This is a genomic window from Roseovarius pacificus (genome assembly GCF_900142665.1).
GTDB classification, from domain to species: Bacteria; Pseudomonadota; Alphaproteobacteria; order Rhodobacterales; family Rhodobacteraceae; genus Roseovarius; species Roseovarius pacificus.
Genome location: NZ_FRBR01000016.1, coordinates 26,578 through 51,564, shown reverse-complemented (window position 1 = coordinate 51,564; position 24,987 = coordinate 26,578). Strand labels below are relative to the sequence as shown.

The following is a 24,987-nucleotide window of genomic DNA, read 5'->3' as shown; positions in this document are numbered from 1 at the left end:
TGACGACAGGGCGGGTCCGCGATGAGAACCCGCCCAGACCACATGGGCACCCCCAACAGCATACACCAAGGTCGCAATGCAGGCCCGTAGTGATCTATCTTCACACCGGGTCCGCAGGTGCGCGCGCGCGCCCGGAATGGGTCCAGAGCGCCAGGAACAAGGCGAGCAAGGCCAGGGCAGCGGCGGCGGAGAAGGTCATCGAGAAGGCATGTGAGACATCCGAGACCGGCGCCTCAGCCGCGTCGCCCGTGCCCATGACGGTGACGAACAGGGTCGACATCGCGGACGCCCCCGTCATCAGCCCAAGATTGCGTGACAGGCCGAGCAGGCCGGAAAGGCGTCCGCGCTGCTCGGGCGACGCGCCGGACATGACCGCGGTGTTGTTGGCGGCCAGGAACAGCTGGAAAGCCGGGGTCAGCACGATCAGCGCCGCGATATATCCGCCGACGCCGAACTGGCGCGGCAGAAAGGCAAGGCAGAGCAGCCCGAGCATGGTCTGCATCAGCCCCGCAAGCATCACGCGCCGCGCGCCGAAACGGTCGGTCAGCCATCCCGAGGGCACCCCGGAGAGCGCCGCGACAACCGGCCCGACGGCCAGCACCAGCCCGACCACGGCCTCGCCCAGGCCAAGCGAGAAGGTCAGGAAGAACGGGCCGACGACCAGGGTCGCCATCATGACCGTGCCAACCACGATGTTCATGGCGACCCCTGCCCCCGTTCTTTTGTCCGTGAGGACAGCCATCGGCACAAGCGGCGCGCTCGCGCGGGTCTCGACCATCACGAAGCACGCCGCCGCGGCCAGTGCCACGACCACGAGCACGGCCTGCGAGACAGGAACGCCCGTGGCGCCGCCGCTCGTGGCGAGGGAATAGGCCCCCAGCGCGGCAATCAGCAGGGCGGTTCCCGGCAGGTCCAGCGACCGGATCGACGCCCGCTCCCGCAGGCGGTCACGCCGGATGGCGAGAATAACGAGAGCCAGTGTCAGCCCGGCGACCGCTCCGAGCAGCCAAAAGGCCATCCGCCAGTCGCTCCAGGCGAGCACCAGACCGCCGAGCGAGGGCCCGAGCGCGGTTCCGGTGGCCGAGGTCGTACCCAGCAGTCCCATGGCCTTGCCGAGTTGCCCGGAAGGCACGAGATCGCGCGCGATCGACATCGTGAGCGCGATCAGGATCGCCCCGCCCACCCCCTGGAGAACTCGCCCGAGGATCAGCAGCCCGAGGCTCGGCGCGGTCGCGCAGAGGACCGATGCGGCAATGAAGACGCTCAGGCCGGCGATCATGACCCGGCGATGGCCGAACAGATCGCCAAGCCGCCCGGCGGAGACGATGGTGACCGTCACCGCCATGAGATATGCCAGCACGACCCATTGGGCTTGCGAGACGGTGACATCGAAGCTGCGGGTCAGGGTCGGCAGCAGCACCGAGGCAACGCTGATCCCAAGCGAAGCGGTCAGGGAGGCGGCGGCCAGCGCCGTCAGGATGGGCAGCGGCGCGCGCTCCGGGGCGGTATCGGACATGGTCGGATCTCTTGCATTGACGGTTGACGGCGGCTACCCTGCCACTTCAAGTCAACTTGAGGTCAAGCGTGAAACGGGTCGATATCGGGGTCCTGTCGGCAAAGAGTGGCGTATCGCCCTCGACGCTGCGCTATTACGAGGAAATCGGCCTGATCCAATCGGTCGGGCGGCATGGGTTGCGGCGGCAGTTCGATGCGCAGACTGCCACGCAACTTGCGCTGATTTCGCTGGGGAAAATGGCCGGGTTCTCGCTGGAGGACATCAAGGGGATGTTCGCCAAGGACGGCACCCCCCAATTGCCGCGCGCCGAGCTGCACCTGCGCGCCGATGCGCTCGACGCCCAGATCCGCGGCCTCACGCGGTTGCGCGACGCCCTGCATCACGTGGCGGATTGCCCGGCCGAAACACATATGGAGTGCCCGAAGTTCAAACGCCTTATGAACTTTGCCGCCCGTACGAACACCAGACACAAAGTGTGAGAGCGTCCCGCCGAACAACTTGGCCTATCAGTCGGCACAAGGCCAACGTCATGACCCGTTTCGGCCTTCAGACTGCTGAGTGAGGCCCCGACCTTTCGACTGGGACCTCGCGACGGCGTTATTCACCGCGGCGACCGTTGGGGCGGGACCAGATCAGCGCGTAGCTCTCGCCGTCCTCGTCGTCGAAGAGGTTGGCGTAGATCGGGGCGGTGAAGCTCGGATCATCGAGCTTGAGGCCCAGGTAGTCGCGGCCCTCGCCCGAGCGCTTGGACCAGGCGCCGCCGATCTCGGCGCGGCCAACCAGGACGCGGTGGCTGGGGGCGTTCTCGCCGGTGGCGCGGGTGTCGGGAACGATGCGCACGCTCTGGATCTGGACGCTGAGGGTGACGATTTCGCCGGTGAATTCGTTGCCGGTCTTCTTGAAGGTGCCGATGGTAGCCATTTTAAGTCTCCGTTTTCCGTTTCCGGGTCCGCACCATTGCGGCCCGATGGCGATCGACAGGCCGGAGACGACCGGCGGCGCACCCCCGGCGTGCCGGGGCCGGACAGCAAAGGCAGAACTTTCTTGTTCCGCGCGGAATGACGGCTTTGCCGGCAGGGGAAGAAAGTCATGACGGCGCTGTTGCGCCAATACGGTCGAGGCGCAGCCGGTCTTCGGCCAGATCAGGCCATTGAAAAGGGCCGTATGGCGCGGACACGGGGACGGCCAAGGAACGGAGACGAGTGCGACCCTAGGCGTCCATCAACGCGACCGGCTGTTCACCGGTTTCTTCACCCGCCGGCGACATGCCGATGCGAGTTCCCTCCCCGTCTGCCCTCACCGCGCCTGCCCCGGCCACCGGCTCCGGCCAGTCGCGTGATCGATCCGCCCCGTGCTTCCACCGACCGAGACATGGGTCTCACGCCGATCCGCGCTCATCACTCCCATACCCGCATCCAGACGACGAGTATGGCAATCCCGCCCTGAGCTACTCCTCCCGATAACCTCCGCGACGTTGCCAGACGCGCGCGAGGTTTCCATCCGAAAGGCCGACGGCGGTCATGCCCGCAACGCAGAGGAAGGCGGAAATTCCGACCGCGAGGGCGTCAATGACGGCGAACATCAATTACCAAGTCCAGGAGGGCATCAGGAGACGCGCCCAGATCGTTCGGATAAGCATGAGCCGGCCCAGACCAACCGCCAGGCTCAGCCCGGGCGCAAGGAGGCCGGTAAACGCCGCGCCGAACCACCCTACGCCAGCACCATGGACCCATCGACCGCAGATGAACTTGCACCGTGTGCGTCAGGTGTTTGATCCGCTGGCAGTTGGCTAGAAGGCCAGCTGTTGATCAATCCGTACTAGAAGTCGTAATCGCGTTTCTCGAAACGATGACGGCGCACCGAATGGCTTTGCGTATCTATCTGGATCGCGTTCACTTCGTGGACGCAAAGGGACTCGACGTCGATCCTGAGCGTCATCTCCCGCGGATCACCGTCAAACCACTCGTTCCAATCGTTCCCCAAAAACTCGAAGGAGCTGCGATTCTTGTCCTTGTCGCCCTCGGCGCAGTCATCCTCGACTGGCGGAACTTTCTCGCTGACCGAAAAATCAGGTTCCGGTCCATCTTCATACATCGAGTATGTCCGTGCCGTGATTTCTGTGTCGTCAGGGATTTCAAGCTCTTCGCAGCGAGATGCCTTGTGGAACAAGACGGCGTTGACTCCATTGCCACCAACTTGCACGGACGGAAACAGGATACCGTCCAACGGGATTTGCCCTTCAGTAGACAGGTAGTCTGCAATGGCCTGTGTCGGCAGGTACTCCATCTCCTGATCGTCCGGCATGACGGGCCGCGACATTCTACGGCTTAGCGTCCGCAAGAACATCATCCTTCCAAGGCGGTATGCATAATCGGGATCAAAGATACTCCCGCGCTCAAGGACATCTCCCAAGGCCGCAAGATCAAGCAGTCTCAAGGGCCGAACGATCTCGAATCTGGCGAGGGCGACGGAACTTCCAACGGGAGGTCGCACCTCTGCCAACGCAATCTCGGGTGTGGTTGCCCCATAGAAAACCGATATGCCTTTGGCATTCATCCGGCCTGATGCAGCCGCCCAAGCGGGCGGGGCGGACAATTCAAGATCAGGTCGCTGCATGGCCGTCCGCAAGGGGTCTTCCGACTGGAATACTCGCCCCCGATAGAGATGGGCGATTTCGGTGTCAGGTCCGGCGTCTTCAACGAGAGAGCGCCCATCAGCGGTGCGCATTTCATCAATACGGTCGAACAGCGCACTCAGGTGCGCGGCAGCGGCTCGACTGAAGAAACGCGCCTCGGTCTTGATCTGCTTCTCGAAGCTGTCCCACTCGTTCTGCCAGTGCTCGTCTCTCGGCATAATCTCTTCGTAGTGGGCATCCGCCGAGAACTCCGCTTCGATCCCCATGGTCGCCTCTTCAAAATCAAAGTGGCGATACTCCAAAATGGCCTGAATGTCGCGGGCAATGTCTTCGGAGATGTTGGCGGCGTCCATGATGGCATAGACCGTCTGCTGACCGTCTCGTTCCCAATCATAGTCAAGCTCTTTGTCGCGGAGCATCATCGACTCATAAAAATTTGGCTCATCAGATGTCCGAGAATAGTGCGTTTCAAATGCCGCCTCGATACGATCCGCCATGTCTTCGAGGGTGATGCAGGCAAGCTCTTTATCGCAGAACGAGCATTCGTCCTCCTGGCCCTCGGCTTCAACGCACGAAGAAAGATATGCCTCGCAGATGCATCCGGCACAAATCCTCTTTTCTTCAAGTTCTTCGCATTCTTCTTGGTCAACTGGCATCGTCGGCTCGCAATTCTCGAAAGTGATCAGACTACCGTTCTGCGGCATCACTATGCAAGTTGACCAACGTTGGGTAGGAGCGGCTGGCCGTACGGCCAGCCGCGAAATTAGGCAGAGCCGCCGCTTACGCGGCGACTCCTTCCTGCTGTTCGGGTTCCTTGATGACGGGCTGCAAGCCGTTCAGGAAATCCGCTGCACGCTGCGCATGGGCGGCGGCGCTGAAAATCGCGCGCTTGTCGTTCTTCAAGACCTTCAGCCAGCTCTGGATGTAGGCGGCATGATCGGTGCCAGACTCCGGCGTTAGGGCCAGATCGGCGCACAGGAAAGCCGCGCCCAGCTCGGCGACCAGCTCTTCGCGGGCGTAGCCTTCATCACCCCACCGCTTGCGTCCAAACTCACGGTCAAGGCGCTTTTCGTGCTTCGTCCAGTGAGTCAGCTCGTGGGCCAAGGTCGCATAATAGGCTTCGGGGCTGCGAAAGCTCGCGAAATGCGGTATCTGCACATGATCGCTGCCGCCGCTGTAATGGGCAGAATTCCCGCCATGGCGAATGTCTGCACCCGTGGCGGCAAAGAATTCTTCGGCATGTTCAATCCGCTGCGCGGGATCGATGACGGGTTCCGGCTTGCTGTAGAAATGTTCGGGCAGCCCTTCGATCTGCTCGACGTTGAACACGCTATAGCCCTTCATGAACGGGATTTTGCGCTCTTCCTCGCTGCCGTCGTCCTGCTCTTCGGTCTTGATGATGGTGTTGGCATAGACAACGAGGTTGCCGCGCTCGCCCTTGCGGACGTGTGCGCCGTATTCCTTGGCTTGGCGGTAGGTCATCCAGAACGGCGAGATATAGCCGCCTTCCATAGCCGCACCCCAGAGCATCAGCACGTTGATTCCGCTATAGGCCATGCCGTTATGGCGCAGCGGCTTTATGATCCGCCCGTCCATGTTTCCGGCTGACCATGGCTTGTGCCATGTCAGTTCGCCTTGCTCCAGATCGGCAATGATCTTGTCTGTAACTTTCTGATAAATATCCTGTTTCATTGGCCTTTTCTCCTTTCAAAGCCGGTTGCACATGCAACCGGACTAGGCCCGCGCCAATGAGCGGGGGGGAGACCGTCAGGACCGCAGACAGCGGAGGGGGATCACCCGTCCTGCACAAACGAAGAGCGGAAGGACGGGGAGACCGCTGGCTGCGCCCGCAGCATATGCGGAGGGCTTGGTCTTGACGGAGGACGGGGCCGCAGGCCCCCAACTGAAAAAAGAAACGTCAGCCCGTCAGGGCTGGCTATACCTGCGCAAGGGATCGCCGCCGGACGGCCACGACCGCCAAGGGCGGGCTTGGTTCACAAGGGCCCGTCCGCGCCAGCGGTGCGCCCAGAAAATATCTGTGGACCTTTGATTTTATGTCGGAAAAGAGTATGGATTTCCAGCAGGTTACGCCGCTATAGTCAGTTGACGGCGACGGAAGAATTATTGGGGTGGCGATGCTTTTCGGGAAGAACTTTGACGACATTGATACGTAGACCATCGAGGCTTTGGTCAGCGCTGGCGCTTCGGAGACTGTGCATCTCGAATTCAAGCAAGCGACCTATGGCACATCGGATGGCGACAAGAAGGAGTTGCTGAAAGACATTTCTTCGTTCGCCAACACTCTTGGCGGTCACCTCGTCATCGGAGTTGAAGAAGACAATGGAACAGCAATTGCCCTGTCGCCGCTCTCGGGCATGGACGTTGATCAGGAACTGCTACGCCTTGAAAACATCGCTCGCTCCGGTGTCGAACCGCCGGTCCTGGGCCTCAGAATGAAAAGGGTCGCCGTTACGGGTGGCGATGTAATCGCCATGCACGTGCCACGCAGCTACAACCCGCCACATCGCGTAATTTTCAGGAATTCGAACCGCTATTACGCCCGAAACTCGGCAGGTGCCTATGAGCCTTCTTTGGAAGAGTTGCGTCGTCTTTTTGGTGAGCAACGGACCATCGAAGAACAGGCCCAGACTTTCATAGAAGAGAGGTTGCTTCGCATCCAAGCTGGTGATGCGCCGATGCCCATTCCTGTTGAAAAGGGCGTGACAGTCATGCACCTCGTTCCCCTCCCCGATTTAGGTGCAGGTCGGCGGATCGAGATTCCGGCGATGCGCGAGCAGCACCTTGCATTCATGCCGATGGGTGCTTCGGGAATGTCGTGGCGGGTCAACCTAGACGGATTCAATCTTTTTCGTGGCGGAGAAGTGTGCAACGGCTACACTCAGGTATTCAGAGACGGCTCTCTAGAAGCAACAAGCACAAGCATGATTGCGGATCGAGATGGGCGCAGGCTTCTGCCGTCTCTGGCCATTCCGGAAAGATTTATCCAGTCGCTGTCGAGCTACATAGGCGGGTTGCGCGCGCTCGAAGCATCGCCGCCGGTACTCCTTAGAATTTCGTTTACAGGGATGAATGGAGTCCGGATGGGTGTCGATCCCATGCGGGTTATGGATGAACCACCATCCTACGAACGGGAGGAACTGCGTCTGCCACATACCGTGATCTCGGAGTACCGTGATGACGGGAACTACGAGCAGGTAATAGCTGAGCAGATGGATTTTCTCTGGAATGCATTCGATTTTGACCGCTGCTTTTACTTCGATGAGGACGGGAACTGGGTCGGAGGCCACTAGACCGTCTCGGGCGGGGGCTGCCAACCCTCTGGGGTGCGGGAGCAACTGCATACGGGGCGCCGGTACGGGATAACCCCAGGATATCGTTTACGTTCTCTTGATGTTCTTTTGACAGCATGTCAGAATGATTCCCAGAGAAACGAGGGCAGCATGAACGAATTTTCCAGACTGAGGCAGGAAGCGGGCTACTCCATCGCGCAGGCGGTCGAGAAGCTGGGCTACTGCGAGCGCACCATCTACAGGTGGGAGACCGGCGAGAGCGCGCCGCGCAAGGCCGCGCTTGAAACGCTCCGTGCCATCGCGAAGAGCAAACCGCCCGCACAGGGCGCGTTCCGCTTCATCGATCTGTTCGCGGGGATCGGCGGGATGCGTAAGGGCTTCGAGTCCATCGGCGGCAAGTGCGTGTTCACATCGGAGCGCGACCGGTTCTGCGTCGAGACCTATCTCGCGAACCACGAGTGCGACCATGACGTGGCCGGTGACATCACGACCGTTCCGGTCGGCGACATCCCCGAGCATGACGTGCTGCTGGCGGGCTTCCCCTGCCAGCCCTTCTCGATTGCGGGCGTGTCGAAGAAGAACTCGCTCGGACGCCTGCACGGCTTCCGGTGCGATGCGCAAGGCACGCTGTTCTTCGATGTCGCGCGCATCATCGAACATCATCGCCCGAAAGCTTTCCTGTTGGAAAACGTCAAGAATCTGGTCAGCCACGACAAGGGCCGCACCTTCGAGGTGATCCGCCGCGCTCTTTCGGAAGAGCTGGGCTACCACATCCAGACGCGCATCATCGATGCGAAGTCGTTCGTCCCGCAGCACCGCGAGCGGATATTCATTGTCGGGTTCAGGGAGAATAACGGCTTCTCGCTGGATGATCTTGTGCTGCCTGATACGGCGAAAGGCCCGAAGATGAGCACCATCCTGCACCCGCAGGACGGTAGCGAGGATGCGGAGCTTCGCTACACCGCAGGACCGAAGGCGAAGGTGCTCGATAAATACACCCTCTCCGATCATCTTTGGGGCTATTTGCAGGGCTACGCCGAAAAGCACCGTGCCGCCGGTAACGGCTTCGGTTTCGGTCTTGTCGGGCCGGACGATACCGCCCGCACGCTCTCGGCGCGCTACTACAAGGATGGCTCGGAGATTCTGGTCAGTCAGGGGCCGCGCAAGAACCCGCGCCGCCTGACCCCGCGCGAATGCGCGCGCCTGATGGGCTTCGATGGCCGCGACGGAAAGCCGGTCAAGATTCCGGTATCCGACACGCAGGCCTACAAGCAGTTCGGCAACGCTGTTGTCGTGCCGGTTGTCGAGGCCGTCGCCCGCCACATGCAGCCCTTCATCACCGGCACAGCCGGAACGGAACAGAAGGCACAGCCGACGAAAGCCAAGGCTGCGGCGGAGGAAGAGAAGGTCGTTGCCTGATATCGTAGACAGGGAAACGCGCAGCCGGATGATGTCCGGTATCAGGGGCAAGGACACAAAACCGGAGCTGATGATCCGCAAGGCGCTCCACGCGCGCGGCTATCGCTACCGGCTCCATTCCCCTGCCATTCCTGGCAAGCCGGACCTCTTTCTGCGGCGCTATCGTGCGGCGGTCTTCGTTCATGGCTGCTTCTGGCATGGCCATGACTGCCACCTGTTCAAGATGCCCTCAACGCGCACGGCATTCTGGCAGCATAAGATCGACCGCAACCGCGCCCGCGATGCCGAAGTTGAGACCGCCCTGCGCGATCAGGGCTGGCGGCGGCTCGTGATCTGGGAATGCGCGCTTAAGGGGAAGACTCGGCTTGAATTCGGGGCGCTGATGGACCGGCTGTGCGAATGGCTCGCCACCGGCCGCGAAACCGGTGAGATTACAGGGAATATTGTATGAGTGAGCAGAACGAGTTTCTTTTTTCCGAACCGGCCAACGACACCGATCTGCTTCTCGCCCTGTTTGAAAAGTCAGACCAGTTGTTCGTGAAGAAGCTCTCAAACAACGACCGTGACTGGGCGCGTTTCGAGAACAAGCACCAGGCAGGAATCTACATCCCGCATGAGCACCGCGACGGCGGTTTCTTTCCCGCACTAAAGGTCAAAGAGCGCGACGATCCCGATGCCGACGAAATCAGGGAACGATTCTTCGGGGTCGTCTGGCCGCAAGCCTCGGACGAGCCGAAGGACACGCGGCTGGTTCACTACACCAGCAAGGGTCAGGAAACGCACCTGACACGGCTTCCGAAGGCGCTGTTCTCCGATCTGCTGCCTGCTTCGTTCCTTGTGATGGGACGTATCGAGGGCGAGCCGGAACCGCTGTACGAGTGCATGACGATAGACTCCGGCTCCGATGATGCGGCTTACCTGACGGAATTGCTTGCCCTCGGGCCGGAGTTCATTATCGGCAAGTTCGATCCTGCGGGCCTCATCGAGGATGAGCGCGAGCGCATTCTCGATTTTGCCGAACAGGTCATCAAGGCTTGGCTGGCGGGCGAGATCATCCCGTTCGCGGCCGCCAACGCGGCGATGCCGAACACCACAGATCTGGCGGGCATGGCGCGAGGCCAGTTTCTTGAGCGCCACGGGCTGACCACCCTGAATCCCTTCGAGATCGGCAATCCAGGCGACGCGCTACGCGAGATCAGCAGAAGCATCGAATGGGACTTGTTCCGCGAGTTCCAGCGCCGAGAGCGTGCGGTGGCGCTTGTCCGGATCGTTATGGGCGACGATCCCGTCACTGTCGATGCGGCACACGTGATCCGCCGTCTGGTGGACGAGTTGCCGGAGATCGACCGCCTGTTGCTATCGGCCAGCCAGCAGCGGAAGTCCCGCGCCGGTTATTCCTACGAGCATCACATCGAGGCCATGCTCACGGGCGGCGGTATCCCCTTCGAGAAGCAGGTAATCATCGAAGCGCGCAAACGGCCCGATTTCATCCTGCCCTCCCTCAAATTTATCAACGCCAAGAAACCCGAGGCCGAGACCGGCCTGATCCTGAGCGCGAAGACAACGTTGCGCGAGCGCTGGAAACAGGTCGAACGGGAAAAAGGCAAACGGGCGCTGCACCTGACCACTGTTGACGAGAACATCGCGGGCAATGCCATCGAAGACATGGCCTCCTTCGGCGTCCATCTGGTCATCCCCGAAAGCCTGAGGGACAAGAACGAGACCGAGTACAAACATCACAAAAATGTCCTGAGCTTTCGGGAGTTCTGTGATAACGTTGTCGGTCCCAATATCGAAAAATGGCAATAAGAAAATTTGAGAGTGAGCTATAATAGATGACCACTACCGTTTCAGTGAATATGAAGAATTGCTACGGAATCGACGCCCTGGAGCATACCTTCGATTTCTCCAACAACAATATGCCTGTTCTTGTCTATGCCCCGAACGGTGTCATGAAGACTTCGCTGGCGAAAACCATGCGCCAGTACGCAAGCAACAAGGAACCCGAAGATATATTCTTCCCCGAGCGGAAAAGTGAATTTTCTGTTGTCGATGAGACCGGCGAGGCAATCGACCGCGAATCCGTGTTCGTCATCGACTCTGTTGACGAAAAATACCAGTCCTCGCGCATTTCGACGCTTCTCGCCAGTGAAGAGCTCAAGGCGCGCTACGACGAGATTTTTGGCAGCATTGCCGAAAAGAAGGAGAAACTGTTCAAGGCGCTGAAAAAACCTTCTGGACTAAGCAAGGATATCGATGCTGCTATAGCCGGAGCCTTCAAGGTCCGGAAGGAAGACGTGCTCGTGGCACTTGCGCGTCTGGAGCGCGAGGTCAAGGAAGGAGCGCACTCCCAGTTTTCCGGCCTGAAATACAAGATTCTGTTCAGCGACAAGGTTCTGGAATTTCTCCAGAACTCTGACGTAAAGACCCTAATCGACGACTACACGAAAATCTATGAACAGATTCTCGATAGCTCGCTTTACTTCAAAAAGGGTGTGTTTAACCATAGCAATGCAGAGACGATTGCAAAGAACCTCAAGTCCAACGGCTGGTTTGACGGCGGGCATTCGGTCAACCTGAAACACGGGGACGAGCGAAGCGAGATATCGACGGAAGCTGAGCTGATTGACGCAATTGAAGCAGAGAAGCAGAAAATCCTCACTGACCCGAAACTTGCCGAAATGTTCCAGAAGGTGGACAGCACCCTGACCACCGCCGAACTCAGGAGTTTTCGGGATTATCTGATCGAGAACCCATTCGTTGTTGCGGAACTGTCGGATATCGACGCCTTCAAACAACGTGTCTGGATTTCCTATCTGGTCGAAAATGGCAGTGAATACTTCGACCTGATCGAGGAATATGACTCCAGCAAGGAGAAGATCAAGGAAATTATTGGCAAAGCCGAAAAAGAACAGACGCGGTGGGAGTCTGTGATCAGTCAATTCAATGACCGGTTCTCCGTCCCCTTTACAGTCAAGGTTGAAAATAAGGGTGATGCTGTCCTGAATGTATCCGCGCCACAGATTACTTTTTATGTAGAGGATCGGGACAACGGAGCACCAAGAAAAACGGATAGGAACGTTCTGGACAGAGGCCTCAGCAATGGGGAAAAGCGCGCCCTATACATTCTGAACATCATCTTCGAGGTTGAGGCGCGGCGCAAGGCCGGCATCGAGACGTTGGTTGTACTCGATGATATTGCCGATTCTTTTGACTACAAGAACAAATACGCAATTATTGAGTATCTGAACGATATGCGCGCCGAAGAGAGGTTTCACCTCGTCATTCTTACTCACAACTATGATTTCTATAGAACGGTTCGTGGCCGTCTAAGAATCTATGGCGACAACAAGCTCCTATGTAATCGACTGAACGGGGCACTCCAGCTAATCCCCGACAGCATCAGCGACAACCCGTTCGAGAACTGGAAGAACAATCTCGAGACTCCGGTTGTGCTGGTGGCGTCGATCCCTTTTGTCCGGAATCTTGCCGAGTATGTTGGCAATGAAGCAGCGTTCCAGACGCTGACCTCGTTGCTCCACGTCAAGGAACAGACACAGGCTCTCACCGTTCAAGACCTCCTTACCGTGTATCAGTCGGTGCTGGCCGAAGGATCATTCACGGATTTCAGCGGCATCGGCGGAAACGTTTTCGATCTGGTGATGACGGTGTGCGGCCAGATTTGCGAGCTCGACGATGATAACCTGACGCTTGAGCAGAAGATCGCGCTGTCTGTTGGCATCAGGCTCGTAGCCGAACAGGTCTTGATCGACGAGATAAACGAACCCGACTACGTCGCCACAATTGGGAAGCACCAGACTGGCAAACTGATCCGCAGGTACGAGAGGTCGGGAGATTGCGACGAGAAGGTCTTGCGCGCGGTCAAGCGGGTGGCCCTGATGACTCCGGAGAACATCCACCTGAACTCCTTCATGTTCGAGCCGATCCTCGACATGTCGGGTCATCATTTGAAAGCGCTGTTTGCTGACATTAAGGCCTGCGCCGAGGCTTGAAATTGACATCCATGCGATACCTCGCGGAACTGCCCACCCGACAGGGTCAATACTAATCCTTTGAAAAGACGACATTACTAGGGCTGACGGTCCAGATATACGCCGAATTTGACATTGTCAGACCTTTGCTCCATTATACCTGACATGGAGTGAAGTGATGAGTGATGGACCGCACAGAAGTTTGCCATTGGGCAAGCACTGGAAGAACCTGGCCGAGCGCGCCGACAAGGCCGCGTACTCGGCCAGCGAGGTGTCCGAAGCGCTGCCGGTTGCGCTCCGTCGAGAGTTTCGTGATGCACCGTTCGAACAGCTAAAAGAGGCGTTGGGTGTCGGCGATCAGGCGGGGTTGTTCGTGGCGGAACGGCCTGAACAGCTTGATGCGCTTCGATATGCCTGTGCGGGCTCGGCTGCCGGAAACGCCCTGATCGACTGCGCCAAAGAGGCGCTGGCTGACGGGCTTACGGGTGAAGCCGCCTGTCAGCGTGCTGCGGAGGGCGCTCTCGAAGAATGCGCGCGCGCCAATTTCCGCAGCATCGAAGAACATTACTACCGGAAAGCACTGGCCCATAATGCCCGCCACGTGCGGGGGCGGATGGAAGAAGCGCGGCATGGCTCTGACTTCTCGGCGCTGGCAGGGAGCCTGCTGGAAGGCTCCGGTAAACGTGGACCTTCCGAAAAGCTGGTCAGGCATGACGGCATCGATGCGGGGCCGGAGCTATGATAATCGACGCGCCAAACCCCGCCATTTCCCGCAAGCTGTCCGTCGAGGTTGTCGAGTCGGACGCAAAACGCGCGAGTGCTGACCATACGCTCGTCCTCGGACGGGACATCCGGTTTTCGACGCGGGACCTTGAATCCTACGCCAACGCGAACTGGGAACCCGTCGTGTTCGACGCGATGGTCGTTGCGGCGGCGGTGGAGTATTGCGACCGGAGCCTGCGTCGCTCGGTGCGGGAATGGGCGCGCGACTTTCGTCTCCGGCTGCCGGTCCATGAACCTGATCGCTGGAGCACGCCCGAGGTTCTGGACGCGTTGCATGACGCGCTCGGCTTCCTGACGGGGGATCGCTGGCATTTTACGTTCGTGAAGCGCGTTCACGCGGAGCCTTCACCGCGCCAGCAATCCCTCGACCTGCCGCCAGATGCAAAAGCAACGCTGGCTTTCAGCGACGGGATGGATTCGCGCGCAGTTGCCGGACTGGTCGGTGCCGATGCCCGTCAGGCACTGGTCAGGGTCCGGCTTGGCACGAAACGCTGCGACCGACCGCGTCGCGGCCAGCCTTTCACGGGCATTCCCTACAAGCTCGGGAAGTCGGCCCCGAATCCGGAGCCGAGCGCGCGCAATCGCGGCTTCCGCTTCGCGCTCGTCAGCGGGCTCGCTTCATACATCTGTCGGGCGGAACAGATCATTATTCCGGAAAGTGGTCAGGGCGCACTTGGCCCCGTTCTGGTTCCTGTAGCGCACGCCTATCCGGATTACCGCAATCATCCGGCATTCCTGCGCCGAATGGAGCGCTTTCTCGGCGCATTGTTTGGCCACAGTGTCGAATACACCTTCCCCCGCATCTGGCACACGAAGGGGCAGACGCTTGCCGCCTATCTCGGTCTCGGGATCGATCACGGCGAATGGAAGCGCACGCGCTCCTGCTGGAAAGGCCCGCAGTGGAGTTCGGTCGATGGACAGTACCGGCAATGCGGCGCGTGTGCCGCCTGCATGTTGCGCCGCCTGAGCGTTCATGCCGCCGGTCAGACGGAAGCCGCCGATACCTACATCGCAGCGGACCTGTCGGCTCCCGAGCTGGAAGCCAGCGTTCCAGCGACCTTCCGGAAGGCAAACAGGTCGTTCAGGGAGTACGCCATCGCAGGCGTCCTGCATCTGGACCACCTTGCCGATCTCACGAGGGAAGACGGTCGTCCCGTCCTGCGGCGGCAGGCACTGGTCCTCGCCGAGGCACTTGGTATGTCGGCGGTCCAGACAGAACAGAATCTCAAGGCAATGATCGCGGAACACGCGGGCGAATGGCGCGCGTTCGTCGCTTCGCTCGGCGACGGATCGTTCCTTCACAACTGGGTGCGAGGCAGTCGATGAACAATGATACGAAAGACAGAATTGATGATCATGCCGTGGGCGAGCGGCTTCGGCTCGCGCGCGAAGGCGCGCGGATTACGCAGGCCGATGCCGCCGCGTCCATCGGCGTGGCACGAACGACGCTTGTCGCAATCGAGAAAGGCCAGCGCCACATCCGCACGGGCGAACTTCAAAAGCTGGCGGCGCTCTACGGATCATCGGCTAACGCTTTCCTGCGCAGCGAAGCCGTGCATCTCGATCTGGTGCCGCGCTTCCGGAAGCTGACGCAGAGCGCCGAAGATGACGTGATGGAGGCGGTCGCCCTGCTGAACGATCTTGTGCGAGCGGAAGTCGAGCTGGAAAACGCCCTCGGCGTGACACGCCAGCAAAACTATCCACCGGAACGCCCGATCCTGCCAGGGAATGTAAAGGCGCAGGCGGAACAAGATGCGCAGGAGCTGCGTGACTGGCTCGGGCTGGGCTCCGGCCCGTGCTTCGATATCATTTCCATACTGGAGCTACAGATCGGCATTCGGGTGTTTCTGCGGCCTCTTCCGCCGAAGGTTTCCGGCCTGTTTGCCTATGATGAGCAAGCCGGGGCCTGCATTCTGCTGAATTCGAAACACCCTCCAGAACGGATCATCCAGACGGCCCTTCACGAGTTGGCGCATTTTGTTTCCGCACGGCGTCAGCCGGAAACGGTCATGCTTGAGGCGGGCCATTCTTCCCGCGAAGAAATCTACGCGAATACGTTCGCACGCTGTTTCCTGACGCCTGCGCGCGCCGTGCGGCAGCGATTTGCTGAGCTGACTGCGGGACAATCGCGCCTGACGCGGCGACATATCATCCTGCTCGCGCACGCTTTCGGCGTTTCGCGAGAAGCGATGACGCGAAGGCTGGAAGAGCTGGGCTTGGCAAAGAGAGGGACGTGGGACTGGTTTGTGGCCAATGGCGGGATTTCCGATGAACAGGCCCGCCAGGTGATCGGCGACGAGCCGAACCGATTGGCCCGTCTTTCGCCGAAACGCGGTCCGATCCCGCCACGCATTGCGCTGCTGGCGCGGGAAGCATGGAAGCAGGACCTTTACAGCGAAGGTCAGCTTGCCAGACTGCTCAAGCTGAGCCGTTTCGATGTGCGTGCTTTGGTTGAGGATGTTGATAGCGAGGAAAGCGAGGCCGATGAGTTGTTCAAGCTTTCCTGATCCCGCCGGTCGCCTGTTCGTGGCCGATGCCAGCGTTCTGATCAATCTCGACGCATCCGGTTTTGCCGAAACCATTATCACGTCATCCTGCGGCGTCCTGCACGGCACAAGAAACGCCGTTGATGAAGTCATCGAAGGCGAACGACGCGGATACGGCAATGCGGGCTCGATGCACTCGCTGGAAAAGCGCGGCCTGCTGCGCGTCGTGGAAATCGGCGACAGGGAAGAGCCTATCTACAGGGCGCTTGTGGAAGGCTCGGCGGCGCGCACGCTCGATGACGGTGAAGCGGCAACTATCGCCTATGCCGTCGAAAACTGCGCGGTTGCGCTGATCGACGAGAAGAAGGCGCGGCGCATTTGTCTAGACCAATATCGCGGAACGCCGGTGGTGACCACGACAGATATGATGCTGCACTCGGGCGTGGCGGCGGCACTGGGCGATCAGCATATGACGGCTCTGCATGCATCGCTCGTCCATGCGCGTATGCATGTGCCGCCTCATCTCGTCGAAACCGTTGTCGCGCTGCTGGGTAATCAGCGTTCACTGGAATGTCCGAGCCTGCCGCGCCGGATCGTTGCACGGGCAGCGCAATAGCGACATGCGGCAGGCTTCTGATTGGGTTCGCCACGATTGATATCTACCCTGTAGCCCACGCGCGCGTCGCGGCCAACGTTGAGAACTTGCATGATCATGGGGAAACCTCCGCGACGGGCGCCGGAAGCCTCTCCTCCAGCCCTAACGCGGCATGGACACCCCAACGGCGCTCTCACCCTATCGGCGGGCAGTTGATTAATCAGGCGTCTCATAGCGAAGCCTTGCGCAAACGCGGCAAGCATCATCGGTTCAGGCGAGCAATTGGGTTCATACTCGCGTCACGTCGCAAGAGCGAAAAGGAAAAATGACGAGAACTTCCGCGTGCAATTCATGCACACCACCCCCTATAACTAATTGTTATTTAAATAAAATAAACCCAATCCATCATCGGTGCGACGGAAAGCTTGGCGTGGCGGGTTACGTTCATGCGGTCGGTTCGTCAGGGCGCGGGGCGGTGCAACATATCACGAACGCCCCATATATCCCAGTTGCGCCATTGTGCAACCGTCCCCCGACGGCGCGAGGCTCAGGCGCGGGCCGCCGCGCCCGATCGCCCGCCCGTCAGCGCCATCCATGCGTCGTACTGGCTGAGGAACACCTGACCGTTCAGCTCCCGCAGGAAATGCACCATTTTCAGCCGGTCCATCACCGGGCCTTTCACCTCGCTCAGATGCAGCCCGATCCCCGACTCGCCAAGGCGGCGGTTGATCGCTTCGAGGCTTTCGAGCGCGGAGAAATCCACCTCGTTCACCGCCGAAAACATCAGGATCACATGCCGCAGCCCACCGCCCCTTGCGATACGGTCCTGCACCAGATCCTCGAGGAAACGGGCATTCACGAAATACAGGCTTTCATCCACCCGCAGGGTCACCACGCCCGGATCGGTCAGCACGTCATGGCGATGGATATTGCGGAAATGCTGCGTGCCGGGCACCAGCCCCACCTCGGCCACATGCGGTCTGGACGTCTTGTAAAGATGCAGCCCAACCGACGTGACGACCCCCGCCGCCACCCCGGTTTCCACCCCGAGCGCCAGCGTCAGGACGATGGTGATGGCCACCGCCAGGAAATCGCCCCGCGAATAGGCCCATGTCCTGCGCAGGATCGACAGATCGACCAGCCCCAGCACGGCAACGATGATCGTCGCCGCCAGCGTGGCCTTGGGCAGGTAATAGACCAGCGGCGTCAGCGCCACGGCGGCAATCGCCAGCCCAAGCGCGGTGAACGCCCCCGCCGCCGGGGTCTCGGCCCCGGCATCGTAATTCACGACCGAGCGCGAAAACCCGCCCGTCACCGGATACCCGCCGGTAAAGGCCGCGCCGATATTGGCCGCGCCCAGCCCGATCAGCTCCTGATCCGGGTCGATCCGCTGACGCTTGCGCGCCGCCAGCGTTTGCGCGACCGAAACCGATTCCACGAAGCCGATGATCGAAATCAGAATCGCCGGAACCAGTAGCTGCCCCAGCAGATCGGGCGACAGTCCCGGCACGGTCAGCGGCGGCAACCCCTGCGGCACCTCCCCCACGATGGCCACGCCGCGCGCCTGCAAATCGAACGCCCACACCGCCAGCGTGCTGAGCACCACGGCCAGAACCGGGCCCGCCTTGGTCAGCGTATCGGCCATGCCCGGCCCCACCCCAAGCGCACGCAGGCGCGGCTTGAGCCCCTTACGCACCCAGAACAGGAACGCCATGGCGCCCGCGCCGATCGCCACGGTCGGCCCGTTGATCTGCCCCATATGCGCCAGCAGGGAATTGACCATGGCGAACAGGGTATGCCCATGCGCCGGCACGCCCAGAACATGCCTGAGCTGACTGGCCGCGATCAGGATGCCCGAGGCCGCGATGAACCCGGCGATCACCGGATGGCTCAGGAAATTCGCCAGAAACCCCAGCCGCAGCACCCCCAGCATCACCAGAAACCCGCCCGACATCAGCGCCAGCGTCAGCGCTGCCGCCGCGTACCCGGCGGTGCCCTGTTCGGCCACCTGTCCAATGGCCGAGGCCGTCATCAGCGACACCACCGCCACCGGCCCCACGGCCAGCGCCCGGCTGGTGCCGAATATCGCATAGAGAACGATCGGCAGGATCGAGGCATAAATCCCTGCCTGCGGCGGCAACCCCGCCAATAGCGCATAGGCCAGAGATTGCGGGATCAGCATGATCGTCACGATCACGGCCGCCAGCAGATCGTTCGACAATGCCGCACGGTTATAAGACCGGCCCCAATCGAGAATGGGCAGATAACGGCGCAAAAGCGGATGCATCGGCAAGCTCTCCTTCGGGCGGGCAATCAGAGATGGGGAACAAGACCCGGCGTTTCGGTTTCGTTACCGTTCGACATCCGGAGTGTCGCCCCCCGCGCAGGAACATATTGCACAATCGGAATACGTCCACCACCGGAACAATCACATTGCCGTGCCATCTGCTGATGTCGCGCATGTCGCCGCCACGGACCGGCGATCAGGGCAGAGCGACATCATCCGGCAGGCGGACCCACCCGTTACCTGCTGGCGCTCGGGGGGCGGTTGCGCCATGCTGGCCGCGTCCCGATACCGGAGCTTGCCATGCTGCGCGCCCTTCTTTTGCTTATGGCCCTGGCCACCCTGCCCGGCCCTGCCATCGCGCAGGACCGCGCCGCCATCGAGCGGCAGTTTCGCACATGGCTGGAGCAAACGATCTGGCCCCGCGCCCGTGCCGGGGGCGTCAGCCGCGCCACCTTTGACAGCGCCTTTTCGGGTGTCCGTCTCAACTGGGACTTGCCCGATCTGGTTCCGCCCGGCAGCGCACCGCGCACCCCGAAAACGCAGCGGCAATCGGAATTCGGCGCGCCCGCGAAATATTTCAGCGCAGGCAACCTGAACGCGGCCACCAGCACAGGGCGGACCATGGCCAGACGCCACGCCACCACCCTCAGCCGCGTGGAACGCGCCACCGGCGTGCCGGGGCGCATCATTCTGGGCATCTGGGGCCGCGAAAGCGCCTATGGCCGCGCCGCGATCCCGCACAATGCCTTTCAGGTGCTTGGCACCAAGGGGTTCATGAGCACCCGCGCCCCCTATTTCACCGATGAACTGATCGCCGCGCTGCAAATCGCGCAGGCGGGCCATGCCCCCGGCGCGGCGATGAAAAGCAGTTGGGCGGGTGCATTGGGCCAGCCGCAATTCATGCCGTCGAACTTCCTGAAATACGCCGCCGACGGCGATGGCGACGGGCGCGCCGATATCTGGCGCTCCGAGGCCGACACCATCGCCTCCATCGCCACCTATCTGGCGCGTCACGGCTGGATCGCCGGGCGCGACTGGGGGTTCGAGGTAAACGTGCCGCCGCAGGTCTCCTGCACGCTGGAAGGCCCCGATCAGGGCCGCCGGATCGCCGAATGGGAGGCGATGGGCATCGCCCGCGTCTCGGGCCGCCCCTTCCCGGCGCATGAGCGGCGCGGCCAGGGGTTTCTGCTCATGCCGGCGGGCCGTCACGGCCCGGCCTTCGTCGTCACGCCGAATTTCTACGTGCTGAAGGATTACAACATGAGCGACCTGTACGCCCTCTTCGTCGGTCATGTGGGCGACCGCATCCAGTTCGGCAGCGGCGATTTTCAGGGCCGGTGGGGCGATGTGGGGCGCATGTACCGCTCGGACATCGCGGCGATGCAGCGCGCGCTGATCGGCATGGGCCATGACGTGGGCGGCGCCGACGGATTGCCGGGGTTCAGGACCCGCCGTTCCATCGGCCGCTGGCAAGAGGCATCGGGCCATCCCGCCACCTGTTTCCCGACCCCGGCGATGACATCCGCGCTATCCCGCTGAGACCGGGCGCAACCGCCCCGCCGCCAGCGCCGACAGCGCCACCATCACCGCCGCCACTCCCAATGTCAGCGCCAGACCGCCCGCCTGATAGGTCAGCCCCGACAACACCGTGCCGATCAGCCGCCCGCCCGCGTTGGCCATATAATAAAATCCCACATCCATCGTCACCCGCTCGTCCCGCGTGAAGGCGAGGATCAGATAGGAATGCAACGATGAATTGACGGCAAAGATTGCGCCAAAGGCCAGCAAACCGGCCACCAGCACCACGGTCAGCCACCCGGCGGGTTGCGGCGCCAGCCATGCCGCCACGGCCAGCCCCCCCGGCACCACGCACAGCACCAGCGCCCAGCCCCGTGCCACCGCGATCAACGCGCCCTCATCCCGGCTGGCGGCGCGCAAGACACGCGGCGCGGCGGCCTGCACGGCCCCATACAGGATGATCCACACCGCCATGAAACTGCCGATCAGGAAGAACGCCGCGCGGTTCCCGGCCTCGGACCCGTCCGACAGAACGGCGTAGAAATAGATCGGGATGCCCACCACGAACCACACATCGCGCGCCCCGAACAGGAACACCCGCGCCGCCGACAGCCAGTTCACATTGGCCGAATCCGAAAACACCTCGGAAAACTTCGCCCCCTTGCGCCCGCGCGGCAGGCCCGGCGGCATGGCCAGCGCCACCGCCAGCAGGATCGCCGTCAGCACGGCGGCCATCACCCAGACCGCACCGGCAAAGCCGAGCCCCGCCAGCAGCGCCGCGCCCAGCAGGAACCCCACACCCTTGACCGCGTTTTTCGACCCCGTCAGCACCGCGACCCAGCGAAACAGCCCGGCCCCCTCGCGCGGGGCCAGCAGCTTGACCGCCGATTTCGACGACATCTTGGCCAGGTCCTTGGCCACCCCCGAGGCCCCCTGCACACACATGACATAGGCGACCGAAACGCCGATTGCCCAGCCGGGATCGAGCTGCGCCAACGCCAGCAGCGCCAGCACCTGTATCCCCAGCCCCGCATAGAGCGTCGCTGTCAGCCCGAACCGCGCCGCGATCCAGCCCGCCGACAGGTTGGTGATCATGCCCGCGATTTCGTAAAGAACGAACAGATAGGCCAGTTGAACGGGCGAAAACCCAAGCGTGTGGAAATGCAGCAGCACCAGCATGCGCAGCGCGCCATCGCTCAGCATGAAGGCCCAATAGGCCGCCGTCACGGCGATATAGGCCGACATCCCCTCGGGCCGCGCCCGTGCCGTCACAGGCTGCCCCCCACCATCAGCGCCACGTCGATCAGGCGATGCGCATATCCCATTTCGTTGTCGTACCACGCATAGACCTTCAGTTGCGTGCCGTTGATCACCATGGTCGACGGCGCATCAATGATGCCCGAGCGCGTATCGTTGGTGTAATCCGCACTGACCAGCGGGCGCTCCTCATAGCCCAGAATGCCCTCCAGCGGCCCCTCAGCAGCAGCCCTGAAGAGCGCGTTCACCTCCTCCGCCGTGGTCGCGCGCTCCAGTTCGAACACGCAATCGGTGATCGAAGCGTTCAGCAACGGCACCCGCACCGCATGGCCGTTCAGCCGCCCCTTGAGCTCGGGATAGATCAGCGTGATCGCCGTGGCGCTGCCGGTGGTCGTGGGGATCAGCGAATTCAGCGCCGAGCGCGCACGCCGCAGATCCCTGGCCGGGCGGTCCACGATGGTCTGCGTATTGGTGACATCGTGAATCGTCGTTATGGACCCGTGCGTTATGCCGATTTCCTCATGTATCACCTTCACCACCGGCGCCAGGCAATTGGTGGTGCAACTGGCCGCCGTCACGATGCGATGCTGCGCCGGATCGTAGGTCTCCTCGTTCACGCCATAGACGATATTCGCCGTCGGCCCGTCCTTCACCGGGGCCGAAACCACCACCTTTTTCACGCCCGCCTCGAAATACGGGGCCAGCCTGGCCTCGGTCTTGAACGCGCCGGTACAGTCGATCACCACATCGACACCGTCCAGCGGCAGGTCCGACAAGTCGCGCGTCCCGATGAACGGAATGCGCACCCCGTCGATGGTAACCGACTGATCGTCATGGGAAAATTCCGCATCCCACCGGCCATGCACCGTATCGAATTCCAGCAGGTGGGCATGCATTTCCGCATCGCCCACCGCATCGTTGATCCACGCCACCTGCGCGCCGCGCTCCAGCAAGGGCCGCAGCGCCAGCTTGCCCATCCGGCCAAGTCCGTTCAGCGCATAGACGGTCATGCCGAACCCTCGTCATCGCGGGCGATATCATCGACCGCCCGCTGCAACGACAACCGGTCAAGCGAGTCGATGGGCAACGAGACAAACGCGGTAATCCGGTTCAAAAGCGTTCCGTAAGCCGCCTGAAACGCAAGGCTTTTCTCGGCATCCGATCCCTCGGCCTGCACCGGGTCCGGCATCCCCCAATGGGCGCTGACAGGCTGCCCGTCCCAGGCCGGGCATTCCTCGTTCGCGGCCTGATCGCAGACGGTAAAGACGAAATCCAGCCGCGGCGCGTCCGCCCCCTGAAACTCGGTCTGGTTCTTGGAGCGCAGCGCGCCGATATCGTGCCCCTTGGCTTGCAGCACCTCCAGCGCAAAAGGGTTCAGTTCGGAATAGGGCCGCGTCCCCGCCGAATAGGCGTTGAACCGGTCCCCCGCCACCATACGCAGGATGGATTCGGCAAAAATCGACCGGGCGGAATTGCCGGTGCAGATGAACAGAACATTGTATTTCCGGTGGTCCATGGTCTCTGGTCCTTCTGGGGAAAACAGGGACACGGGCGAACAGATATCCGGCCGCCCGCGACAACAATCCATCAGCAGATAATCGAACGTGCGTCGCACCTCTGTCATATCCGGCGCGTATCGCAGCGACGTACCCGCGCGATCCTGCGTGATCAGCCCGGCCTGCGTCAGGGCCGACAAATAGGCCGATAACGTGCTGGGCTTCAGCCCGAGGGCCTGCGCCAACTCCCCCGCCGGCACACGGTCGGGATAGCGGCGCATCAGCAGCCGGAAAATCGACAATCGTTGCGGATGACCCAAAGTGGCGAGGCGGGAGGTGATTTCTTTTTCCATATTTCATGAATATTGGAAATATAAATGAGTCGCAAGCCTCATCCTCCCGATCAGCGGATAAAATTCACCCAGACATAGACCGCGCCGAACAGCACCGGCTGATGAATCAGGTAGATCGCCAGACTGTGCCGCCCCGGCCACGCCATGGCCGCGTGCACCCGCCCCCCGCGCAGCCTCCAGCGGCTGAGCGCATCCAATCCTCCCAGCCGGGCGGTCAGTTGCGCCGCGCCCAGCCCGGTCAGGAACACGCCCGTCCATGGGAAAACCGGCTCGAAATCCATGGTCGGACGGTTCAGGCCGGACAGGCCCAGCCAGACCGGCCAGTCCGGCGACAGCCCATAGGCGCGAAACACCGCAGGCAGCGCCAGAAACAGCGCCGCAGCCAACAGCGTGACCACACCCGGTGCGCGCAGGAATGCCAGGCCGATCACGCTGGACACCGCGATGGAATGCAAAATGCCGAAGAAAACAAAGAAATCGGGCATCATCACCCAGGTCGCCAGGCTGACCGCCCCCGCCGCCAGCCCCACCAGTGCCAGCCGCCGCAAAAAGGGCCGCAGCCGCAGCCCCTCCCCGTGGGCCAAAAACAGGCTGACCCCGGCAAGGGCCAGAAAACTGCCCGCCACCAGCCGCGCGAATTCGCGCCACATACCTTGCGAGGCCATCCCCGGCGGCAACGCCCCGAACACCGTCAGATCATAGGTGAAATGATACACCGCCATCCCAAGCAGCGCGACGGTCCGCGCATAGTCTATGGCGGCGATCCTGCCGCGGGGTATTGCCTGCATCCTGCCATGCCTCACCATTGCCTGCCCGCAGGATAACAGGTTTCGGACAGGCCGACAGGCCCCGGCCTACAGCCCCGCGCCCGGCCCCGTCGGTTTGAACTCGACGATCATCGTGCCGGTTTCGTCGCTCTCATTGGCAACGACCTGTCCGGGAATGCGCACGGTTGGCCGGCGCGTTTCGTCTCCTGCGCGCCACGGCCGCTCGGTGATCACGCATTGCGCCTCGGCCCCGCCGTAATCGGCACGCGGCTCGACCTCGCGCATGAACACCAGCCCACGCACAACGGCCTCTTCGCCCAGATATACCGCGCCGCTCCCCAGCACCTTGCGCTCGACCAGCTTGGTCAGGATGGATTGCTGACGGCTTTGCGCCCAGACCCCGCACACCATCGTGCGCCCGCCCTGATTGCGAAGATCGGTGGCCACGGTGATGCCCCCGCCCGAGGTATAAGTCCCCCCGCCAAGCACGGGATCGCTGCCCAGCCGGGCCACCCCGGCGGGTTCCGGACTCACGCAGGCAGCCAGCCCTGAAAGGCAAGCCACTGAAATTG

At 61.6% G+C, this 24,987-nt stretch carries 21 protein-coding genes; 11 read left to right on the top strand and 10 right to left on the bottom strand.

All coding sequences use genetic code 11. The features are described from left to right. Window positions 1–100: 100 nt before the first annotated feature. Window positions 101–1,516, bottom strand: a complete 1,416-nt coding sequence (locus tag BUB53_RS19015) for an MFS transporter (RefSeq protein WP_073037126.1) — start codon at window positions 1,514–1,516, stop codon at window positions 101–103. A gap of 68 nt (window positions 1,517–1,584) precedes the next feature. On the opposite strand from BUB53_RS19015, the gene BUB53_RS19010 reads away from it, so the two are divergent. Further along, window positions 1,585–1,995: a helix-turn-helix domain-containing protein gene (locus BUB53_RS19010; RefSeq protein WP_073037124.1), complete on the top strand. Its 411-nt coding sequence runs from the start codon at window positions 1,585–1,587 to the stop codon at window positions 1,993–1,995. A 118-nt stretch (window positions 1,996–2,113) separates the two neighbouring features. On the opposite strand, the gene BUB53_RS19005 is transcribed toward BUB53_RS19010, so the two are convergent. The 3 genes from BUB53_RS19005 to BUB53_RS18995 form a co-directional block, all read right to left on the bottom strand. Further along, the gene (locus tag BUB53_RS19005; protein ID WP_073037121.1) at window positions 2,114–2,437 is read right to left on the bottom strand and encodes a DUF736 domain-containing protein; all 324 of its coding nucleotides are present in this window, start codon (window positions 2,435–2,437) and stop codon (window positions 2,114–2,116) included. A gap of 897 nt (window positions 2,438–3,334) precedes the next feature. Next, window positions 3,335–4,807 (bottom strand): RES family NAD+ phosphorylase, encoded by a 1,473-nt coding sequence (locus tag BUB53_RS19000; protein WP_073037165.1) that lies wholly within the window; start codon window positions 4,805–4,807, stop codon window positions 3,335–3,337. Between the two features lie 124 nt (window positions 4,808–4,931). Further along, entirely contained in the window at window positions 4,932–5,843 is a 912-nt protein-coding gene (locus BUB53_RS18995; protein ID WP_073037119.1) for an ArdC family protein, read from the bottom strand. A gap of 521 nt (window positions 5,844–6,364) precedes the next feature. On the opposite strand from BUB53_RS18995, the gene BUB53_RS18990 reads away from it, so the two are divergent. From BUB53_RS18990 to BUB53_RS18950, 9 genes are all read left to right on the top strand, one after another. Beyond that, window positions 6,365–7,462, top strand: coding sequence for an AlbA family DNA-binding domain-containing protein (locus BUB53_RS18990; protein WP_159437875.1), 1,098 nt, complete (start codon window positions 6,365–6,367; stop codon window positions 7,460–7,462). Window positions 7,463–7,612: 150 nt separating this feature from the next. Continuing rightward, window positions 7,613–8,881 (top strand): DNA (cytosine-5-)-methyltransferase, encoded by a 1,269-nt coding sequence (gene dcm, locus BUB53_RS18985; RefSeq protein WP_073037114.1) that lies wholly within the window; start codon window positions 7,613–7,615, stop codon window positions 8,879–8,881. Then, window positions 8,874–9,332, top strand: a complete 459-nt coding sequence (locus tag BUB53_RS18980) for a very short patch repair endonuclease (protein WP_073037112.1) — start codon at window positions 8,874–8,876, stop codon at window positions 9,330–9,332. The genes dcm and BUB53_RS18980 overlap by 8 nt, the downstream gene beginning before the upstream one ends. Then, window positions 9,329–10,690, top strand: a complete 1,362-nt coding sequence (locus BUB53_RS18975; RefSeq protein ID WP_084729334.1) for a type II restriction endonuclease — start codon at window positions 9,329–9,331, stop codon at window positions 10,688–10,690. Before BUB53_RS18980 ends, BUB53_RS18975 begins: the two co-directional genes overlap by 4 nt. Before the next feature lie 26 nt (window positions 10,691–10,716). Next, window positions 10,717–12,894: an ATP-binding protein gene (locus BUB53_RS18970; RefSeq protein ID WP_073037110.1), complete on the top strand. Its 2,178-nt coding sequence runs from the start codon at window positions 10,717–10,719 to the stop codon at window positions 12,892–12,894. Between the two features lie 157 nt (window positions 12,895–13,051). After that, a complete protein-coding gene (locus BUB53_RS18965; RefSeq protein ID WP_143163284.1) occupies window positions 13,052–13,615 on the top strand; it encodes a hypothetical protein in 564 nt (187 codons plus the stop codon). Then, window positions 13,612–14,982, top strand: coding sequence for a 7-cyano-7-deazaguanine synthase (locus BUB53_RS18960; protein WP_073037106.1), 1,371 nt, complete (start codon window positions 13,612–13,614; stop codon window positions 14,980–14,982). Before BUB53_RS18965 ends, BUB53_RS18960 begins: the two co-directional genes overlap by 4 nt. Continuing rightward, a complete protein-coding gene (locus BUB53_RS18955; protein WP_073037104.1) occupies window positions 14,979–16,163 on the top strand; it encodes an XRE family transcriptional regulator in 1,185 nt (394 codons plus the stop codon). The genes BUB53_RS18960 and BUB53_RS18955 overlap by 4 nt, the downstream gene beginning before the upstream one ends. Beyond that, a complete protein-coding gene (locus BUB53_RS18950; RefSeq protein ID WP_073037102.1) occupies window positions 16,141–16,758 on the top strand; it encodes a hypothetical protein in 618 nt (205 codons plus the stop codon). Before BUB53_RS18955 ends, BUB53_RS18950 begins: the two co-directional genes overlap by 23 nt. A 526-nt stretch (window positions 16,759–17,284) precedes the next feature. Here BUB53_RS18950 and BUB53_RS18945 read toward each other — a convergent pair. Further along, window positions 17,285–19,024 carry a SulP family inorganic anion transporter gene (locus BUB53_RS18945; RefSeq protein WP_073037100.1) on the bottom strand — a complete coding sequence of 580 codons (1,740 nt, stop codon included), beginning with the start codon at window positions 19,022–19,024 and terminating at the stop codon, window positions 17,285–17,287. 300 nt (window positions 19,025–19,324) lie between these two features. On the opposite strand from BUB53_RS18945, the gene BUB53_RS18940 reads away from it, so the two are divergent. Further along, window positions 19,325–20,563, top strand: a complete 1,239-nt coding sequence (locus tag BUB53_RS18940) for a lytic murein transglycosylase (protein ID WP_073037098.1) — start codon at window positions 19,325–19,327, stop codon at window positions 20,561–20,563. On the opposite strand, the gene arsJ is transcribed toward BUB53_RS18940, so the two are convergent. The 5 genes from arsJ to BUB53_RS18915 all read right to left on the bottom strand — a co-directional run bounded on the left by arsJ (window position 20,552) and on the right by BUB53_RS18915 (window position 24,949). Continuing rightward, window positions 20,552–21,787 carry an organoarsenical effux MFS transporter ArsJ gene (gene arsJ / locus BUB53_RS18935; RefSeq protein ID WP_073037096.1) on the bottom strand — a complete coding sequence of 412 codons (1,236 nt, stop codon included), beginning with the start codon at window positions 21,785–21,787 and terminating at the stop codon, window positions 20,552–20,554. The genes BUB53_RS18940 and arsJ overlap by 12 nt on opposite strands. A 23-nt stretch (window positions 21,788–21,810) precedes the next feature. Continuing rightward, the gene (locus BUB53_RS18930) at window positions 21,811–22,809 is read right to left on the bottom strand and encodes an ArsJ-associated glyceraldehyde-3-phosphate dehydrogenase (RefSeq protein ID WP_073037094.1); all 999 of its coding nucleotides are present in this window, start codon (window positions 22,807–22,809) and stop codon (window positions 21,811–21,813) included. Continuing rightward, window positions 22,806–23,648 carry an arsenate reductase/protein-tyrosine-phosphatase family protein gene (locus tag BUB53_RS18925; protein ID WP_073037091.1) on the bottom strand — a complete coding sequence of 281 codons (843 nt, stop codon included), beginning with the start codon at window positions 23,646–23,648 and terminating at the stop codon, window positions 22,806–22,808. The genes BUB53_RS18930 and BUB53_RS18925 overlap by 4 nt, the downstream gene beginning before the upstream one ends. 50 nt (window positions 23,649–23,698) lie before the next feature. Beyond that, on the bottom strand, window positions 23,699–24,436 hold the full coding sequence (locus BUB53_RS18920) for a heparan-alpha-glucosaminide N-acetyltransferase (protein ID WP_073037089.1): 738 nt from the start codon (window positions 24,434–24,436) through the stop codon (window positions 23,699–23,701). A gap of 66 nt (window positions 24,437–24,502) precedes the next feature. Further along, complete coding sequence (locus BUB53_RS18915) at window positions 24,503–24,949, bottom strand: hypothetical protein (RefSeq protein WP_229709593.1); 447 nt, start codon at window positions 24,947–24,949, stop codon at window positions 24,503–24,505. Between the last annotated feature and the right edge of the window lie 38 nt (window positions 24,950–24,987).

Coding starts and splice junctions, on each gene's coding strand:
- dcm (WP_073037114.1), top strand. CDS start 7,613: ATGAACGAATTTTCCAGACTGAGGCAGGAAGCGGGCTACTCCATCGCG.
- BUB53_RS18925 (WP_073037091.1), bottom strand. CDS start 23,648: ATGGAAAAAGAAATCACCTCCCGCCTCGCCACTTTGGGTCATCCGCAA.
- BUB53_RS18975 (WP_084729334.1), top strand. CDS start 9,329: ATGAGTGAGCAGAACGAGTTTCTTTTTTCCGAACCGGCCAACGACACC.
- arsJ (WP_073037096.1), bottom strand. CDS start 21,787: ATGTCGGCCTATATCGCCGTGACGGCGGCCTATTGGGCCTTCATGCTG.
- BUB53_RS18940 (WP_073037098.1), top strand. CDS start 19,325: ATGCTGCGCGCCCTTCTTTTGCTTATGGCCCTGGCCACCCTGCCCGGC.
- BUB53_RS18945 (WP_073037100.1), bottom strand. CDS start 19,024: ATGCATCCGCTTTTGCGCCGTTATCTGCCCATTCTCGATTGGGGCCGG.
- BUB53_RS18955 (WP_073037104.1), top strand. CDS start 14,979: ATGAACAATGATACGAAAGACAGAATTGATGATCATGCCGTGGGCGAG.
- BUB53_RS19015 (WP_073037126.1), bottom strand. CDS start 1,516: ATGTCCGATACCGCCCCGGAGCGCGCGCCGCTGCCCATCCTGACGGCG.
- BUB53_RS18930 (WP_073037094.1), bottom strand. CDS start 22,809: ATGACCGTCTATGCGCTGAACGGACTTGGCCGGATGGGCAAGCTGGCG.
- BUB53_RS18995 (WP_073037119.1), bottom strand. CDS start 5,843: ATGAAACAGGATATTTATCAGAAAGTTACAGACAAGATCATTGCCGAT.
- BUB53_RS19005 (WP_073037121.1), bottom strand. CDS start 2,437: ATGGCTACCATCGGCACCTTCAAGAAGACCGGCAACGAATTCACCGGC.
- BUB53_RS18950 (WP_073037102.1), top strand. CDS start 16,141: ATGAGTTGTTCAAGCTTTCCTGATCCCGCCGGTCGCCTGTTCGTGGCC.
- BUB53_RS18920 (WP_073037089.1), bottom strand. CDS start 24,436: ATGCAGGCAATACCCCGCGGCAGGATCGCCGCCATAGACTATGCGCGG.
- BUB53_RS18965 (WP_143163284.1), top strand. CDS start 13,052: ATGAGTGATGGACCGCACAGAAGTTTGCCATTGGGCAAGCACTGGAAG.
- BUB53_RS18960 (WP_073037106.1), top strand. CDS start 13,612: ATGATAATCGACGCGCCAAACCCCGCCATTTCCCGCAAGCTGTCCGTC.
- BUB53_RS19000 (WP_073037165.1), bottom strand. CDS start 4,807: ATGCCAGTTGACCAAGAAGAATGCGAAGAACTTGAAGAAAAGAGGATT.
- BUB53_RS18970 (WP_073037110.1), top strand. CDS start 10,717: ATGACCACTACCGTTTCAGTGAATATGAAGAATTGCTACGGAATCGAC.